Consider the following 16,307-nt stretch of genomic DNA (forward strand, 5'->3'; position numbering starts at 1 on the left):
TGTGAAGCCAGGGGTACACGCCAGCGTGTACCCCTGAAGGACGGGAGACAGCTCCCACCCCTGACAGCGGGATGATCCTTTTCCCCAACTGGGGAACTGTCCCGCGAGGACCCCTGCGGAGCGAGGGGTACTCACTACTGAGTACCCCTGCTGACCATTTCGGTGACGTCACCGAAATGGTCGCGACCGTCAGGCTGACGGGCGCGAAGGGTACGCACTAGGGCGTACCCCTTCTAAAGGTAATCCTCAAAAGTGCAGGTCATCCCGCCGTCAACTTCCTTACGGCGGCAAACAAGGGCAACGCCGAAGCCCGGTTGGGTCCTTGTGGAACCTTACGCATCAGCCGACCTGGAATGTCCTGGTGGCGGCATGAAAACTTGCGTCCGACTCTGGACATGAATGAGCCCCACACGCTTAGCCTGAGGATGTCGAGTCTCCAGGAGGTGCAGGGCTATGCCCGAAGATAACACGCCTAAGTCCTTCGGCGGCCGGGTCAGATTCTTCCGCGACAAAGCCGGCATGTCGCGCACCTTGTTCGGCGAACTGTGTGGCCGCAGCGAAGACTGGGCCAAGGGCATCGAGAACGGAAAGATCGGCATGCCCGGCCTGAGCATGCTGATTCGCATGGCCGAGATCCTGGGGGTCGAGGATCTCGCCCAGTTCACGGGTGAGCAGCGCCTGACCAGGGCGACCTACAGCAAGCGCTCCCACGATCAGGCGCCGGCCGTCGCGCGGGCCTTGTCCGCCTACCCGCTGGTCGTCCCTGATCGTGAACCGGTATCCGCCGACGCCCTCGCCGCGAATGTCGCTCAGGCGTGGATGGTGTGGCACGGCTCGCCCACACAGCGGACCGCTGTGGCCACGGTCCTGCCTCGCCTGCTGGAGGATGCCCGCATCTCCGTGCGGCTCCTGGAAGGCCTTCATCGGCGCCGCGCGCTGACCTCGCTGGCGCAGATCTACCACCTGGCGCAGCTCTACCTGTCGTTCCAGCCCTACCCCGAGCTCATCCTGATGACCGGGGACCGCGCGATGCAGGCCGCCCAGGACGCCGATGATCCGAAGGCCATGGCGGCCGCTACCTGGTACCTCAACCACGTGTGGCGGGATGCGGGTGAGCAGGCCGAGGCCCGAATCGATCTCGCCCACCAGGCCGGGCGGCTGCTACGCCCCGACGATGAGGAAGACCGCAGCCTGTGGGGTCTGCTGCAACTGGCCATGGCCCTGTCCTACGCCAAGACCGGCCGCCGCGGCGACGCCGAACACCACTGGGACGAAGCCAGCCGCGCTGCCCGCGCCCTTGAGGGACATCACCCGTGGCTGATGTTCGGGACCGGCATGGTCGACGCGTACGCCGTGACGATGTCGGCCGACCTGACCAATGGCCATGAGGCCACCCGACAGGGGGATCGAATCGACTTGGCCGCCATCCCGTCGAAGACTCGCCGCGCCTTCCACACGGTCGAGATCGCCCGCGGCTTTCATCTCCGACGAGAGCCGGTCGCGACGATTCACCTGCTGCAGAAGGCTTACGACATCAGCCCCGACACGATCGCCTACAACCTGTTCACGCGGGGGGTCGTCAGCGAGCTGATGACTACCGGCGGAGCGACCATACGAGACGAGGCGCGCGACTTGGCGCGCAAGATCAGCCTTCCCTCTGCCGCCTGAGGTCAACGGGGAGGATTCCTCCCCATCATGGGGAGAGGGATCCTCCCCCCACGAGAAGGGGGAGAACCCCTCCCCCTTCTCATCTGTTACCGGGCGTTCACTAGGAGCATGCACCCCCAGCCATCCCCGCTGGTCGTGGCTCCCTCAGTCGCCCCCAGCCGGACACCTCTGGCCGTACGGCATATGCCGCTGACCGGTCGCCGGCATCGGCGCCGTCAGGCCGCCGTCATGGCCGCTCGTCTCCAGGACGCGCTGCTGGAGCACGGCCGCAAGACGGACGCGCACGTGCTCGCCTCCGGCCGCGTCGCGGTATCGGTCGCGCGGGGCATGCTCGTCCGCACTGACGGTGTGCGCCTCTGGTGGGTCATCTGGGGTGCCCGCCACAGGGCGCCGCGGCTGGCGGTGTACCGCACGCCAGCCTTGGCCGCTGAGCGGCTCATGGAGCAGCTCGCCGCAGCCCGGCCCGCACCGGCTCGGCTCCTGGCCGGCCCGTTGCTGGCTGATGCCTTGTTGGACCAGGCGCTGCCGGAGCAGGGCGGGGAGCATCATGTCGCGGCCCCCCAGTGACCTGAGGCTCACCGGCTCCCTCTCGACAATGCCTGTGGCAGGCCCTCGCCCCATCACTCCTCGATCCGCCCCTCAGTGTCAGGACATCACGTGAACACGCCCCTCCAGGCTCGCGACGTAGGAGCCGAACAGCTCGCTGTACTGCAGCAGACCTACCCCGGCTGGCACATCACCCACGATGCGCTCCTCGGCCACTGGACAGCCATCCGGCGGGCGCCCGTCACCCTCCGGGAGAAAGCGGCCAAGGTCAAAACACAGATCACGTGCGCATCCCCCGAAGGGCTCGGTTCGGCGCTGGCGATGCAGATCGAGTTGCTGCACACCCTGCGCGCCACCCACTCCTTCACCACCCCATGAGCTGGCGCGGCGGCACGGTGAGCGCGCCTCCCGTGCCGTCGCGTCGTCCAACCCCCGCGAGCGGCGGTGCGCAACCAGGGGCCGCTCGCGGGGCACCATCCCCTCACCCCGCGCTAGCGGAAGAAAGGAAGGGCACCATGACGGCAGAGGTTGTAGAAGCGGCAGACGTCTTCCCCCTGCTCGACTGGCATTGGGAGTTGGAGATCACCGGCAAGTGCCAGCTCGTATGCCAGCACTGCTGCACCGACTCCGGGCCGAACGTCGGGCACGGCACCATGAGCACCAGCGAATGGCTCACGCTCATCACTGATGCGAAAGCGCTGGGCTCGCGCAGCGTCCAGCTCATCGGCGGAGAGCCGACCATGCACCCGGACTTCGCCGAGCTCCTGGCGCACGCGATCGATGCCGGCCTCGACGTCGAGGTGTACAGCAACCTCGTCAACGTGCGCGACGAGTGGTGGGAGCTACTCAGCAGCCCGCGCGTCAACCTGGCGACGAGCTACTACTCCGACGACCCGGCCCAGCACGCCACCGTCACCGGCCGACGAGCCAGCCACGCCCGGACCCGGGCGAACATCGCCGAAGCACTCAAGCGCGGCATCCCGCTGCGGGCCGGCATCGTGGACATCTTCAACGGCCAACGCGTCGAGCAGGCCCGCACGGAGCTGGAAGCCATGGGCGTGACCAGCATCGGTACCGACCGGGTCCGCGGGATCGGCCGGGCCGCCGCCACCATCCCGGACGTGTCGCAGCTCTGCGGGCAGTGCGGCAGGGGGAAAGCCTCGATCAGCCCTGATGGCAATGTCCGGCCGTGCCTCATGGCGCGGTGGATGACCGCCGGCAACGTGCTGGAATCGTCGCTGGTCGACATCGTCAACAGCTCCACCTGGCGTCGGCTCGTCTCGACGATCCCCAGCCCCCGGGCCGATGGGACGAGGTGTAAGCCGGACGCCAACACCTGCAAGCCGACCCAGGGGGACGGCTCGGACTGCGCGCCGGCGTCAAGGCCCGCCTGCAATCCCCGCTTCTGTAGTCCGGAACTCAACCCATCCCCCAAGAGGCCCGGTAGCCGGTAAGAAGTAAGCATGGACTGGCACCCCCACGCCACCGAGCTGGCCGCCACTGTGACCCCTCGCGGATCCCAGTGGCGGCGGCCGGTCACCACCACCCCCCGCCACCTGTTCATCCCACGCTGGTGGGAGACCCCGGCCGGAGCCCGGTTCGGCACCTGGGAACTACACGACGGCCCGGCCGATCCCGGCGTGTGGATGCGCACGGCCTACAGCGACCAGTCGTTGATCACACGCGTTGGGGAGTCCCACGCCGATCACGCCGCACCGGACGCCCGGCCCGGCGGTAGGCCCACCTCTTCGGCCACGCTGCCCAGCCTCGTGGTGCGGATGCTGCGCCATGCTGAGATCTACGACGGTGCGGACGTGCTCGACGTCGCCACCGGCTCGGGCTACAGCGCCGCTCTGCTGGCGCAGCGCCTCGGCGACGACCGGGTGACCAGCATCGACGTGGACCCCTACCTCGTTGAGGCCGCGGCCGGGCGACTGGAGAGCATCGGCCTGCGCCCGGACGTCCTGGCTGTCGATGCGACCGGGCCGCTCCCCGGCACCTACGACCGCATCGTGTCCATGGTCTCGGTACGGCCGATCCCGGCGAGCTGGCTGGTCGCGCTGCGGCCGGGCGGCCGGCTGGTCACGGTCATCGCCAACACCTCTCTGATCGTCACCGCAGCCAAGGCCGACGACGGAAGCGCCGAGGGGCAGATCGAATGGGACCGGGCCATGTTCATGCCGACCCGTTCCGGCGGGGACTATCCGCCGGGAGCGCGCGACCTGTTCGACGCCGTCTGGGACGCCGAAGGGGACGAGGTCACCCAAGGCCGCTACCCGGTGCTGAACGTCTCCTACAACTGGGAGCTACCCGCCATGCTCGAAGTCGTCTGCCCCGGCATCGAACACCACTACGAGGAAGGCGACGACGGCTGGCGTACGGCGCGCATGGTGCACGCTGACGGGTCGTGGGCCAGGGCCACCGCGCAGGCAGACGGTCCGCCTGTGATCCATCAGGGCGGCCCACGTCGTCTGTGGGATGTGCTGGACGAGGCCCGCGCCTACTGGCTGCAGCACGGCGAGCTGCCCGTGCGTGGCGCCTTCGTGTGCGTCGCCCCGGACGGTGTGATCCATCTCCAACGCGGGCGATGGAAAGCGACCATCGGTTGATTCAAGGGAACGCGAAAGCGCCCCCGCTCATCCTCCGGAGAGGACGAGCGGGGGCATTCTTGTGCTCTTGGCCGGATTCGAACCGACGTTTTCAAGTCCCTTGCGGGATCTTGAGGTCTTAGGCCGCTAGATGACAAAAGCACCTGTGATCATCCTACAGGCTGGTCAGGTCCCGGCCAGCGTGCAGGCCCTGCGAGGTGCCCGGCTGATAGGTCGGCACCTTCGTACTGCCGAGCAGCACGCCGACGATCGGCCACTTGCGCTGCAGGGTGCTGACGAGCACCTGGTAGAGGGTGACGCAGACACCGCCGACGGCCAGAATCAGCCCGGTCGCCTCCGCCGGGTTGAGCACTAGCCCCTTGGTGGCCAGCCAGGCAATCAGGGAGCCGACGGCCGCCGGGACCGCGGTCCGCACCCAGGACAGGACGAGGTCGTACATGGTTCCTCCGAGGAGGTCAGGACCGCCACCATGGCGGCCGAGGATGAGGGGTCAGTTCGTTGCGTCGACGAGCCCGGGGATACGCGGGTCGTCTTGCTCCGCCTGCTCCTCGGCCGGCCACAGCGCCGCGAGGCGGGTCAGGAGCAGCGGCAGGGAGTCGACGGGCTCCACGGCTACGCCACGCGCAGCAACGCGGCCCACGTGGGCCCATCCACGACGCCGGTCTCCTTCAACCCGGCCGCCGCCTGGATGCCCTTCACGCCGTTCGTGTGCTGCTCGGTGAACGTGGTGTCGTCCACCTCGGCCGGGACCGCGTAGTCGCGGGCGGCGAGCAGGTAGTGCATCGTCTTGACGTGCCAGCCGTGATCGCCCTGCTTGAGGGTGGGCAGCTTCTTCACGATCGCCTCCGTCTCGGTGGGCTGTGGCTTCGGGGCAGGCTTAGCGGGCTTCTCAGCGGCTTCGACGGGCATCCCGGCGTTCACCCACGCTTGGAGCTTCGGCCCAGGGCAGGACGTGGCGTATCGCTGGCCGTGGCCGAGCATCTTGAGCTTCTTGCCGGCGCGGCGGCACGCCTCGTCATACAGCCAACGGATCGAGCGCTTGGCCGCTGGTGTCGGGTCGTCATCGCCGATGTAGGCGACGGACTCACCCGACCGGTTGTGGCCTGGGCAGTGCGCACCCACCACAAGCCAGCCGCGGCCCTCGTAGATCTTGCCGTCCGCATCGACGAGGTGCCCGTAGCCGATGTCCGACCAGCCGCGGGAAGGGCCCATATGGAACGCCTGGATCTGCTGGATCGTCTGCGTCTTCGGCCCTGCGGTGTGGTGGACGAAGAACTCGGTTCGCTGCGCCCACGTCACCGTGTAGCGGTTGCGAGGCGCTCGTGCACCCCACGCCTTACGGGAGATGATCGTCGTCATCGCTCCTCCTTGACTCGATCTCGGCGCTGCTCGCGCCAGGCCCGGGTGATGATGAGCAGCCGCCAGCCGAGCACCCAGGCGATCAGCCCGAACCAGACCAGTCGGATGTAGGGCCACGGGCCGGGTTCGGCCGGGCCGGTCAGCTGATCGGTGGCGATCAGCCGGCCCGCCCACAGGGTGAGCGCGGCGCCGATGACGACCTGGTAGGCGAACAGGTGGCGGCCGTCAGCGGACCGCCACCAGGGGAACCGGGTGCCGTACAGCAGCGCGGCCGTAGCCGCGAACACGGCGGATGCGATGACGAGCAGACCGCCGACGAACTGGATCACGCTTCCCCTCCTTTCAACAGGGCGCGCTCGAACATCTCTCTGAAGCCGTTGCGTTCACGGTGCTCACGCATCGCCGACGAGACCGCGCGCACCTCGGGCCATTGGCCGCACACCTCGCGTAGGCCCTGCTCAGACTCCTCGCGGGCGGCACGCGCCTCGGCGAGCGCCGCCTGTACTTCCGGCGGGGGCGACGGATCGGGGATCGGGGGTCGTCTACGGCGCCAGCGCATCGCGGCTCCCTCTCCGGCCCAAGGCCTTGAGGACCTGATCGGTCGTTCGGGCGAACTCCAGCAGCTCCGAGAGTTGGCCGTCCTGCTCGCGCCTCGCGGCCTCGGCGGCCTGCCAGGCGGCCTTGTAGTTCTCCGCCTCGACCGCCTTCTCTGCGAGCCGGGCATCCATCACCGCGACGATCAGGTCGTGGTTGGGGCGGGGGATGAGCAGCCCCTTGAACACCGCGCCGACGGCGGACAGAATGATGGCCAGGGCGACCGCGACCATGGATCCCTGGACCCATGGAATGGACGCGAAGTCCAACGGACCACCTTTCATGGGGTCAGGTTTGGATGAGGGGGGCGCCGCGCAGCGACATCAACAGTGCGCCCAGCGTGGTGTGCAGGTTGTTGATGTCACGCGCCATGTCCGTGCTGTGCGAGGAGCTGTAGGAGCCCGGCGCGCTGCCTGACGAGGTGAACAGGTTGGCCGGGCCGACCACCGCGGCACCGATCGGCAGCGTCGGAGGGATCAGGCTGTAGGTGCTGCCCGATGATGACGCCCAACGCATCTGCCCGCCGACCACGTAGAACGCTGCGCCGCCCTCGGGAGAGGGCGCGGACCCGTTCGGGATGAAGAATGAGCTGCTCGCCCGGGTGATCGGGGCGCCTTGCGCGGTGCCCACGCGGGCCTCCAGATCCGCGATGCGGCGCTCCAGCTGCTGGATGATGCGGTTCTGATCGGTGGGGAACTGGTCCGGGTTCACGCAGCCTCCGTGTCCTGGGCGGTGATGATCTGCAGCCGGTCTTTGCCGTTGCCTCGGCCGGCCGGAGTGAGAGCCCACCCGATCAGGCGCTGAGCAGGCATCTGGAAGGCGCCGCCCGCATCTGTGCGGATGTGCCAGTTGTTGTTCATCACAAACTCGACCCACCCGCCGATGCCGTTGGGGTCGAAGTCGCTGTGCTTGCCGAGGATCACGGTCGCGGAGAACACTCGGGGTGCGCCGGCCGCGGTCGCCGCATACCTCTGCGCGTACCGCTCCAGCTCGGTCAGGTCTGTGGAGGCCGAGGGGTGGTTGATGCGCAGGTCGATGATCGGCCACCCGGCCGCCAGGTGCGGCGTCTCAATCAGCGTTGAGCGGGCGGCGACGCTGTTCTGGGTGGCGTCCTCCTGCTCGGGGGTGCCGCCGATGACGCCGATCCGGGTGCCGCCCTGCAGTGCGGAGCGCACCTCCCGCCAGTCGATGATCTCGCCGCCGTCGCGCGCCTCGGTGAACGTCCACTGCAGGTCCGGAAAGTCCAGCCGCGGCGAGCCCCACGCCCAGCGGCGCTCCAGGTTGCCGCCGACCAGGGTGGGGTTGATGACGTAGCCGAAGCCGCCCGCGGCGCGCGCGTAGTCGCGCAGCACCCGCCCGTACGTGGTGGTGTCGGCCTGCTTGGCGGCCAGCGGCCGAACCAGGCCCGACATCCCGGCCTGCAGTGCGAACCCCGGATTGCTGCGAGGGTCGAGGCCCATGTGGGCGATCAGGTCGCGGGCGTTTTGGATCTGGTCGTCGTAGAACTCGACGTCGGCCTCCAGGGAGACGCTGTTCATGTAGCCGTCCAGGGTGGTGCCCTGCAGCTGGACCCCCCATCCCAGCCGGGACGATTTGGCGATCTCCGCGGTGTGAATCCAATGGACGCCCATCGGGACGCCCTCACGCCAGGAGTGCACGACGAGCCGGCCGGGCCCGGAGGTCAGGTCGGCGGGGTCGCGGGGGATCATCTCGGCGATCTTGTCGGCGTCCCGCCGGCTGGCGAACGGCAGGAACCCCGACCAGCCGCCCGCCTCACCGTCCCTGCGGTCGTAGGTCGGGTCGACCGGGTAGATGTCGCCGCGGAGCTCCCCGGTGAGGAAGTCGTGCACCGTGTAGCTCGTTCTCGCCACGCCCTTGGTAGGGGTGAACGCAGGGAAGGTGGGCGGGGTGGGGATGTCCCCGCCGCCCGGGGCCGACCCGGCGGACTGCACGAGGATCGTGAACGCCTGACTGTTCGCCTCGGCGATCGGAGGCGACGGGGCCAGGTCGAGCGCGCTCATCCGGGACGACGACGCGAACGGGCGGCCGGCCAGGCTGGCGGTGATGAACACCCCGGACAGCACGTCCAGGCCTTCGTAGCCGGTGAGCTGCGCCCACGAGGCGAGCCCCTCCACGATGCCGACGCCGTACCGCAGTTCCAGGCCGGAGGCAGACACCGGGGTCGCGGCCGGGGCGACCGTGCCGGGCCTTTTGACGACGAGGATGCCGGCCGGGTCCGCATCCTTCAGCACGAGGATGATGACCGTGCCGTAGGTGTTGGCATCGGTCTGCGTGACGGTGTACTGCTCCGGCTCGGCGGTGGTGAGGATCTTGCGTGAGATCTTCGTCCCAGCCCAGTTGGGCCCCTCCAAGGAGTCCACGGGCTGCCAGGTGCCGCCCCCGGAGATGGTCATATCGGCGAACCCGCCGAGCTTGTCCGAGCTTTGGATGGCGAGGATGACGTCTCCGGGCTGGCCCTCTCCGCGGGCGGCAACGCCGGCGGCCGCGCCCGGGATCGGGGTGGCGACGACGGAGCGAACGGAGGCGAGTCCCACAGGTTCCCCCTTCGTGATGGTTACAGGTGGGCGTGCCGCCACAAGACGGTGGCCGGTGGGGCGCCGCCGGCGAACGTGAAGTAGGAGACCTCCGAGACGCCGGGGCCGAGCACGAAGTCAGGTATGCCGACGGATGCGCCGGTACGGAAGCGCCGCTTGTTGACCTCGCCGATCGTCGCGTTTCCGAAGGCGGGATCGATGATGAGCGTTTCGCCGGCCGCGATGGTGAGGTTGAACTCCAGCACGCGCAGGTCTGTGGACCCATCAGGCAGGATGCGTTCAACGACCAGCTCGGGCCCGATCGCCGGGCCGGGACAGCGGATGAGCGGCTTGGTTCGGGTGTTGCCGGCGTTGAACACCTCAACGATCCCGCCGTCGCTTATGGTCGCGCTGAGCAGCTCGCGGCTGTAGAGCTCGGGACGGGCGAGCGTGAACTGGGCGACCGCCTTGATGTGTCCCAGCCGGGTGCGCTTGTCGATCGGCGCGGCCCGCTGGGTGCAGGCCCCGTAACCGATGAGGATCTGGTCGAGCACTTGAACGGCCAGGGGCAGCTGCTCGTCGGCGTCCGGGACGGGGAGCCCGGCCAGGAAATCAAGCGCGGCCTGCTCGATCTCGTCTTTCGGCGCTTTGATGAGCGACTCGTAGGTGATGATGCGCGGCCCGGAAAGCTTCTGCCCGGGCATGGATCCGTGGGCGCTGGGGTCGGGCATGTCGCCGTTGTCCAGAGCGGGCATGTCAACCCACCAGCCGGTGAGCATCTGCCAGGAGTACCGGGTGCCGGAGCCCATCTTGAAGCCGTTGTAGGACAGCTGGCCGGGGCCGGTGAGATCGTCGCCGGCGGCGATCGGCACCGACACGTTGGGCTCGAGGATGATCGCGCGGCCGATCAGCGGCACCGGCGCGATGGTGACGTTTCGGACGGTGGTGATGGTCGGCGTCGGGATGGACGCGGCACCCGTGACGAGCGTGGGCTGCACGTTCGTCGGCGGCGACGATCCGACGAACACGTCCGGCATGGGAATGGTCGTGCTGCCCTGAACAATCCCGGGCTGGACGCGTGTGCCCAAGGAGATGGCCGGGGTCGGGATGGACGCGACGCCCTGCACGGGGGCCGGGGTCACCGACGCGCCGAACCCCTGCGGCAGGATCACCCGGCGGCGGCCCTGCCGCCATGGGATGTTCGGCCCGTCCACCGTGGTCGCGCCCGCACCGCCGGACAGAGTCTGTCCCTGCCCGGAATGGTCGGCGGTCTCGGCCTGGGTGAGCGGATACCACGCCTTCAAGCCGGCGGTGCGCTGCGGGACGTAGGCCCCCGCCTCGGCCTCCAGCTCGGCCTGCGTCAACGTGACGCCGGTCCACAGCTTGACCGCGGCCAGGTCGCCGTTGAGCCACTCACCGCCGTTTCTGGACTCGCCCAGGATCAACCCGTTCAACGCCATCGCGGCGCCGCCGTTGGTCCAGGTGGTGACTGCGAACGAGGTGTCTGCCAAGGATCGGCTGACCATGGTGCCGTTGGTGCCGTTGACGCTGACGCCGAAGTAGTACCAGGTGCCGACCGTCAGCGACCGTGCGCCCTTCACGCCCCCGGAGTAGAGCGCCATCGTCGTGCCGTCGGCGTCGGTCTCCAAGAACACCTCGGAGCCGAAGGAGACGCCGTCGTTGAGGGTCAGCGCCGCGGAGAAGGCGTTGCGGTCAGCCGCCAGCCGCACCCACAAGGAGAAGCTGTACTGGCTGGTTGACGCGAGGCCGAGCGTCCGCGTGTAGTCCTGTCCGTCAGCTGCGAAGCGGACCGCCACAGGTTCCTCCTATGAGTCGCTGTAGCTGAGCCGGACCTCGGTCACCGCGGCGTCGTTGGCCAGGGTGTCGGCAACGTTGGAGCCGATGCGGCGCAGCCGGATACGGACGTCGTCGTCGGCCGCGACGCCGTCCAAGTTGGCGCCGGACACGGTGAACGTGGCCTTGTGCAGGCGTTTGGACGTCGTGCCGAGGTGGGTGTCGTCGACCGTCACCGCAGTCGCGAACGCCTTCGTCTCGATGTCCTGGCTGTCGGTTTCGGGGGTGACCGCGGCCACCGCGATCTCCCACCGGACCACGCCGGAGGTGGCGTTGACCGCGTACCAGATGACCTCGATCGTCCACGCCCCGGACCCGTAGCTGACCGCTGAGGTCTTCCACATCCGGGCCTCGTCGGCGCCCGCGTCGAACAACAACCGGGGCATGGGAAAACTCGTGCCCTGGATGATGTCCACCGGCGCGAACACTGTGGCGGGGCCGACAGACTCCTCTGGGAGGAGTAGTTGCTTGACGGTGGGCATCGCCGCCTCCTACGGGGTGAGATCGAGGGCGGCGATCCCGGCCGCGTCATGGGTGACCAGGAACGTGCCGTCCTGTGTGGACTCCGGCCCGCCGAACCAGACGGCCAGGACAGCGCGGTCCTGGGTGCTGTCGTCGTACAGCAGGTAGCCCTCGGCTGTGATGGTGCTGTTCGGGATGCTGAAGTTGTCGGCGTCGAACTTCATCGACCCGCTGGCGATGGCGAGGGTGGTGCCGGTGACGGCGATGCCGCCCGCGGTGTAGCCGGCTCCGGATGACTGGCCGGACGCCCACACGCCGGCGTTGTATGCCGGAGCAGCCGCACCGAAGTCGGGTGTCACCGAAGACCCGTAGAAGGCGGCCTTCAGGTCCACCTCGCTCGTCAGGTCCACGCTGAGGGCGGTGTCGTCCCACTGGTCGATGTGCGTGGCGACGAAGAAGCCGGAAGCCGTCCAGGCCATCAGGCGCCGTCCTTTCCGAACCGGGTACGCCCGCGGACGGGCCGGGGAGTGACGGTGGCGGAGCCGGGCGGCAGCTGCTCGGCCGGATTCGCAGGCGCGGCGCCGGCCAGCTGCTCCATGGCGGCGATCAGCGGCCCGAAGTCACGCCGCAGCCGCTCAATGTCGGCCTCCGCCGCCTCCCGCTTGGCCACCTTCCTCAGGTCGGTCGCGGTCGCGTACTCGACCAGCTCGCGCTCGGCCTGGGCGATGCGGGCGACCGCGCGCAGCCAGGATCGGGTCTCCGCCATCGACGCCATCTCACGGCGTTTGGCCGTGAGGTTCTCCGGCGACGGGTCCTCGGCCGCGGCCTGCTTGGCGTCGTCCAGGCGGTCCTGCTCGACCTCCAGCGCTGCGAGCATCTCCAGCTCGCGGCGCGCCTTCCCGCGTGCTCTCACGCCTGCCTCCCGATGGTGCCGAACCCGCGGATGTGCGGGGCCTGGATGTGGACGTCCTTGTGGTCGCCCCGGTGGTGGTAGTGCTCTCGGGTGGTGACGATCGCGCCGGAGTCGGTAGCCCGGCGGACGACGCGCACCACCTGCAGGCCCACCCGCCGATCCCGGACCATCGGCGTGGTGTGGCCCTGGTTGGTCTGGACAGACCGCAGCCTGGCCAGGTCCGCGGGCGTGTAGCCCTGCAAGGGCATGGCGATACCGCCTCTCGTGAGGTGACGGGGGTGAAGGGTCAGACGGCGCCGCGGAGGGAGTATTCGAACCCGAACTGGGCGCCTACCTTGGCGACGTCGGCTTCCTCGCGGATCACGGTGTCGTGCATGGTGACGGTCACGCCGCCCTGGGATCCTGCCGGAGGTGGGGTGCCGCCCCAGCCGCCGGGCGGGGCCGGGATCCCACCGCCACCCGTGACGCTGCCGCCTGCGGTGTTGATCGTCTGCTTGGCGACGGTGGATGCGGCCTTGCCGATACTGCCGATCGCCGCATCCGAGGTGGCGGACACGGCCCGGCCGACGAGTCCGGTCATGGCGCCGATGGTGGAGGACTCCATGGATTGGACGCCCTCGATCAGGCCGGCCATGGTGAAGACGCCGATCTCGGCCATGACCTGCGACGGAGACTTGATTTTCAGCTCTTTCTTGATCGCCTTCACTAGGGCATCGACGATCTTCTTCATCTGCTTGTCGAGATCCTTCAGGGACTCTTCGAGCCCCTTCAGGTAGCCCTCACCAGCCTTTTTGCCGGTGTCGAACATGGCGTCCGCGCTGGCCTTGCCCAACTTCTTGGAGGCCTTGTCTACGGCGGCCTGAGCCTTGTTAAGCGCCTTGATCTCCGAGCCGTCCGAGCCGACCAGCATCTCCGCGAAGCTCGCACCCTTCTCGACTCCAGCGTCGATGATGTCCTGAATGATCTTCTTGTTCAGGCCGCGCTTCGCCAGCGTCTGAATGTTGTTGGCGAATTCGTTGATCGCAGACGCCTTGTTCTTCAGCTCAGACGCCATATCACCAGCGCCGCCGATGTCTTCGGCCTTCAAGCCGGTGATGGACGCCCACTCCTCGGCGGTGCCGGCGACCTTCTTCGCGTACTCCTTGGCCGCCGCGAGCTTCTCGACCAGCGCCTCCCGCTGCAGGGCGAGCGACTCCAGATTCCGGTTGCCGGTGCGGACGAAGTCGATCAAGCCTTCGGCGACGTCGGGCTGACTCTTGAACGCGGTCTTGATGGTCTCGACCATCTTCTCGACGGTCGACTTGACGCTCCCCTCTTCCTTGGTAAGGCCGATTACCAGACCCTGTACCGTCCACTTCCCGATTTTCTCAAATTCCTTCGATGGCGAGTTGGAGTCGATTACCCTTTTCGCGGTATCGATCATGGATTTAGCGATGCCGGAAACCGTGTTAACGACTTCCTGGGCTTTCGCCTTTACGCCATTGATCAGACCCTGGATCAGATCCATGCCAATTTGGAGCAGCCAGGTACCGGCGTTCGCGAAAACGGCCTTGATCTTGCCGGGGAGTGCCTTCACGTCCGCGATCAGCTCGGAGACCTTGGATGTGACGGCGGCGACGAGCCGATCCCAGGCCGCTGACGCATCACTCTTCAGCTGCTCCCAGGTGGTGCCCATGAAACCGGCGATGGCGTTGAGGCCCGTGGTCACGGTGTCCTCGGCCAGCCCCCACAGGCTGTCCCAGATTTTAAGGAGCCCGTCTTTCATTTCATCGAAATCGCCAGTCAGGATGCCTTTAATGGTTTTGAATAGGCCGGAGACGATTCCCCAAAAGGCATTCCAGATATTCAGGAAGGTGTCAACCAGAAAGGTAACGCTAGTGATGATGGTGTCGCCGTATTCATCCCACAATTCGCCGAGCGTCGTCAGGACTTCGGTGACGATTTCCTTCACCGAACTGAAACCCTCTTCGAGTTTCGTCCTCCACCCGTCGATGGTCTCCTGGTTCGCCGACACCCACTCAGTGACGTCAGCGACGACGGAGTCCCAGATCTCGCCGAGCTGGCCCGCCCACTCCTGCACTGTCTCCAGGGCGCCGCTCAGCTGGAAGCCATTCCCAAGGCTCTCCAGGGCGGGCAGGACCGAGCCGCCGATGACGTTGACGACGCCGGTCTCCAGGCCGCGCTTGAACTCCTCGATCTTGTTGGCGGCCGTGTCATGCAGCTGGTCGCCCGCGCGCTGAGCCGCCCCGCCGACGTCCCCGAGGGAGTTGGTCATCGGGCGCAGGGCGGCCAAGGCGTCGATGTTGCCGAGGTCCTCGAACTGGGTGCCGAACAGAGCGACCGCGACCTGTTCCTTCTTGACCGGATCGTCGATTGAGAGGATGCCGTCGAGGATCTGCTGGAAAGCGGTCTTCGCTGCAGGTCCGCCGGCCAGGATCTTCTTCGCCATGTCCTCGGCGTTGAGGCCGAGCGCCTTATAGGCCTTGACCGAGCCGTCGGACATGTCGACCGAGCGGATCCGGAATTCCTTCAGGGCGTCGCCGGCCTTATCGAGCTGAATCTTGCCGCCCTTGGCCGCCTCGGCCAGGATGCCGAACCCCTCCCGGCCGGAGATGCCCAAGCTCTGGAAGAACACGGAGTACTCGTCGGAGGCTTCGAGAAGGTCCTCCCGGACTGCGGCCGGGACCCGCTGCAGGCCAGTCGTGATGAGGTCGAAGGCCTCGGTACTGTCCTTGGCAAGCCCCGTCTTGAGCAGGATTCCGACGGAGGCCACGGCGTTGTTGACGTCGAGGTCGAAGATCTTCGCCACGTCCAGGGCTTTGGCGCCCATGCTCTGCAAAGTGGCGGTGTTGGTCATGTCCAGGTCGACGAGGGTTGAGCCGACCGCAGACAGGGCTTCGGCGACCTCGCCGACCGAGTCGCCATAGGCCTGCGCGTACAACTCACCCGCCGCCTGGCCGAGCTTCTCCGACTCCGCGCCGGTCGTGCCGAGTTGGGCATACAGCTTGGCCTTGGCTGACTCTGCGTCCATGGCGGATTCCAGGCCGGACATGAGGGCGGCGCCGATCGCCGCGCCCGCGGCCGCCCAGCCGAGCCCCTTCAGGCCGGTCATGAGGGTGTCGCCGACGCCGGACATGCGGCCACGCCCGGTCTCCTCGACCCCGTCGCCGAGACCGCGCCCGGCGTCCTCGCCGGACTCCCGGGCGACCCGCTCGGCGTCCCGCACTCCGGCGCGGAGGCCGTCAACGAGCTCGTCACCGGCGCGCTGGCCGGCCTGCTGGGCGTCGTCGTCGAGCCGGTCGAACGCCTCGTCGATCGCGGCGTCCAGCTCAGCCGCGAAGGCGTCGGCCTCGGCCAGCATCTCGTCCAGGCCGGCGTCGAGGGCGGCCTCCAGCCGGTCGAGGTCGCGGATCGCCTCGGCAGGGTCGAGGCCGTCGGCGATGCTGCGCTCGATCTCCGCGAGGCTCTTGGTGACCGTGCTCTCCATGCTGGCCATGGAGGAGGAGGTCGAGGACTGCAGGCGGGTCAGGTCCGAGCCGATGGCCCGGGTGCCGCTGGTGAAGTCGCTCTTGTCGAGCTGGGCGTAGGCGACGAGCTCGCCGACAGTGAGCGCCACGAGAGGATCACCCCTCTCACGGGTCAGCCGTAGTCGTCGAAGTCGCTCACGTCGGTGGCGGCCGGGGCGTCTGGTTCACGTTCAGCGCGCAGCACGCGGAAGATGCGGGTCTTCGGATCAGCGAGCAGGCCGAGGACGCGCACGCGCAGCCA

19 protein-coding genes and 1 tRNA gene are annotated in these 16,307 nt (G+C 68.0%); 5 read left to right on the plus strand and 15 right to left on the minus strand.

What is annotated here, in order from left to right; all coding sequences use genetic code 11:
- Positions 1 to 453: 453 nt before the first annotated feature.
- The 5 genes from CA984_RS03595 (at position 454) to CA984_RS03615 (ending at position 4,823) form a co-directional block, all read left to right on the plus strand.
- Positions 454 to 1,668 carry a helix-turn-helix domain-containing protein gene (locus CA984_RS03595; protein ID WP_086568023.1) on the plus strand — a complete coding sequence of 405 codons (1,215 nt, stop codon included), beginning with the start codon at positions 454 to 456 and terminating at the stop codon, positions 1,666 to 1,668.
- A 108-nt stretch (positions 1,669 to 1,776) separates the two neighbouring features.
- The gene (locus CA984_RS03600; protein WP_133061527.1) at positions 1,777 to 2,235 is read left to right on the plus strand and encodes a hypothetical protein; all 459 of its coding nucleotides are present in this window, start codon (positions 1,777 to 1,779) and stop codon (positions 2,233 to 2,235) included.
- 90 nt (positions 2,236 to 2,325) lie between these two features.
- Positions 2,326 to 2,592, plus strand: coding sequence for a hypothetical protein (locus CA984_RS03605; RefSeq protein ID WP_086568028.1), 267 nt, complete (start codon positions 2,326 to 2,328; stop codon positions 2,590 to 2,592).
- A 137-nt stretch (positions 2,593 to 2,729) separates the two neighbouring features.
- Positions 2,730 to 3,668 (plus strand): radical SAM/SPASM domain-containing protein, encoded by a 939-nt coding sequence (locus tag CA984_RS03610; RefSeq protein WP_086568031.1) that lies wholly within the window; start codon positions 2,730 to 2,732, stop codon positions 3,666 to 3,668.
- Between the two features lie 9 nt (positions 3,669 to 3,677).
- Complete coding sequence (locus CA984_RS03615) at positions 3,678 to 4,823, plus strand: methyltransferase domain-containing protein (protein WP_086568033.1); 1,146 nt, start codon at positions 3,678 to 3,680, stop codon at positions 4,821 to 4,823.
- Positions 4,824 to 4,885: 62 nt separating this feature from the next.
- On the opposite strand, the gene CA984_RS45840 is transcribed toward CA984_RS03615, so the two are convergent.
- From CA984_RS45840 to CA984_RS03675, 15 genes are all read right to left on the minus strand, one after another.
- Positions 4,886 to 4,964 (minus strand) — tRNA-OTHER (locus CA984_RS45840).
- Positions 4,965 to 4,977: 13 nt separating this feature from the next.
- The gene (locus CA984_RS03620; protein WP_086568036.1) at positions 4,978 to 5,262 is read right to left on the minus strand and encodes a hypothetical protein; all 285 of its coding nucleotides are present in this window, start codon (positions 5,260 to 5,262) and stop codon (positions 4,978 to 4,980) included.
- A gap of 51 nt (positions 5,263 to 5,313) precedes the next feature.
- The gene (locus CA984_RS45845) at positions 5,314 to 5,463 is read right to left on the minus strand and encodes a hypothetical protein (protein WP_165781082.1); all 150 of its coding nucleotides are present in this window, start codon (positions 5,461 to 5,463) and stop codon (positions 5,314 to 5,316) included.
- On the minus strand, positions 5,436 to 6,182 hold the full coding sequence (locus tag CA984_RS03625; RefSeq protein ID WP_086568039.1) for a peptidoglycan recognition protein family protein: 747 nt from the start codon (positions 6,180 to 6,182) through the stop codon (positions 5,436 to 5,438). The genes CA984_RS45845 and CA984_RS03625 overlap by 28 nt, the downstream gene beginning before the upstream one ends.
- The gene (locus tag CA984_RS03630) at positions 6,179 to 6,511 is read right to left on the minus strand and encodes a putative phage holin (protein ID WP_086568041.1); all 333 of its coding nucleotides are present in this window, start codon (positions 6,509 to 6,511) and stop codon (positions 6,179 to 6,181) included. Before CA984_RS03630 ends, CA984_RS03625 begins: the two co-directional genes overlap by 4 nt.
- A complete protein-coding gene (locus tag CA984_RS45285) occupies positions 6,508 to 6,741 on the minus strand; it encodes a DUF7620 family protein (RefSeq protein WP_133061528.1) in 234 nt (77 codons plus the stop codon). Before CA984_RS45285 ends, CA984_RS03630 begins: the two co-directional genes overlap by 4 nt.
- The gene (locus tag CA984_RS03635; protein ID WP_133061529.1) at positions 6,725 to 7,045 is read right to left on the minus strand and encodes a hypothetical protein; all 321 of its coding nucleotides are present in this window, start codon (positions 7,043 to 7,045) and stop codon (positions 6,725 to 6,727) included. The genes CA984_RS45285 and CA984_RS03635 overlap by 17 nt, the downstream gene beginning before the upstream one ends.
- A gap of 19 nt (positions 7,046 to 7,064) precedes the next feature.
- Complete coding sequence (locus CA984_RS03640) at positions 7,065 to 7,487, minus strand: hypothetical protein (protein ID WP_086568045.1); 423 nt, start codon at positions 7,485 to 7,487, stop codon at positions 7,065 to 7,067.
- Entirely contained in the window at positions 7,484 to 9,331 is a 1,848-nt protein-coding gene (locus tag CA984_RS03645; RefSeq protein WP_086568047.1) for a hypothetical protein, read from the minus strand. The genes CA984_RS03640 and CA984_RS03645 overlap by 4 nt, the downstream gene beginning before the upstream one ends.
- Before the next feature lie 20 nt (positions 9,332 to 9,351).
- Positions 9,352 to 11,127 carry a hypothetical protein gene (locus CA984_RS03650; protein WP_086568049.1) on the minus strand — a complete coding sequence of 592 codons (1,776 nt, stop codon included), beginning with the start codon at positions 11,125 to 11,127 and terminating at the stop codon, positions 9,352 to 9,354.
- Positions 11,128 to 11,136: 9 nt separating this feature from the next.
- Positions 11,137 to 11,646, minus strand: a complete 510-nt coding sequence (locus tag CA984_RS03655) for a hypothetical protein (protein WP_133061530.1) — start codon at positions 11,644 to 11,646, stop codon at positions 11,137 to 11,139.
- A gap of 9 nt (positions 11,647 to 11,655) precedes the next feature.
- Entirely contained in the window at positions 11,656 to 12,105 is a 450-nt protein-coding gene (locus CA984_RS03660; RefSeq protein WP_086568053.1) for a hypothetical protein, read from the minus strand.
- Positions 12,105 to 12,539, minus strand: coding sequence for a hypothetical protein (locus tag CA984_RS03665; RefSeq protein WP_086568055.1), 435 nt, complete (start codon positions 12,537 to 12,539; stop codon positions 12,105 to 12,107). Before CA984_RS03665 ends, CA984_RS03660 begins: the two co-directional genes overlap by 1 nt.
- Positions 12,536 to 12,787 (minus strand): hypothetical protein, encoded by a 252-nt coding sequence (locus CA984_RS03670; protein ID WP_086568057.1) that lies wholly within the window; start codon positions 12,785 to 12,787, stop codon positions 12,536 to 12,538. The genes CA984_RS03665 and CA984_RS03670 overlap by 4 nt, the downstream gene beginning before the upstream one ends.
- A 38-nt stretch (positions 12,788 to 12,825) precedes the next feature.
- Positions 12,826 to 16,155, minus strand: a complete 3,330-nt coding sequence (locus tag CA984_RS03675) for a phage tail tape measure protein (RefSeq protein WP_086568059.1) — start codon at positions 16,153 to 16,155, stop codon at positions 12,826 to 12,828.
- Positions 16,156 to 16,307: the final 152 nt, after the last annotated feature.

It is taken from the genome of Streptosporangium minutum (assembly GCF_002149035.1).
Taxonomy (GTDB): Bacteria; Actinomycetota; Actinomycetes; order Streptosporangiales; family Streptosporangiaceae; genus Streptosporangium; species Streptosporangium minutum.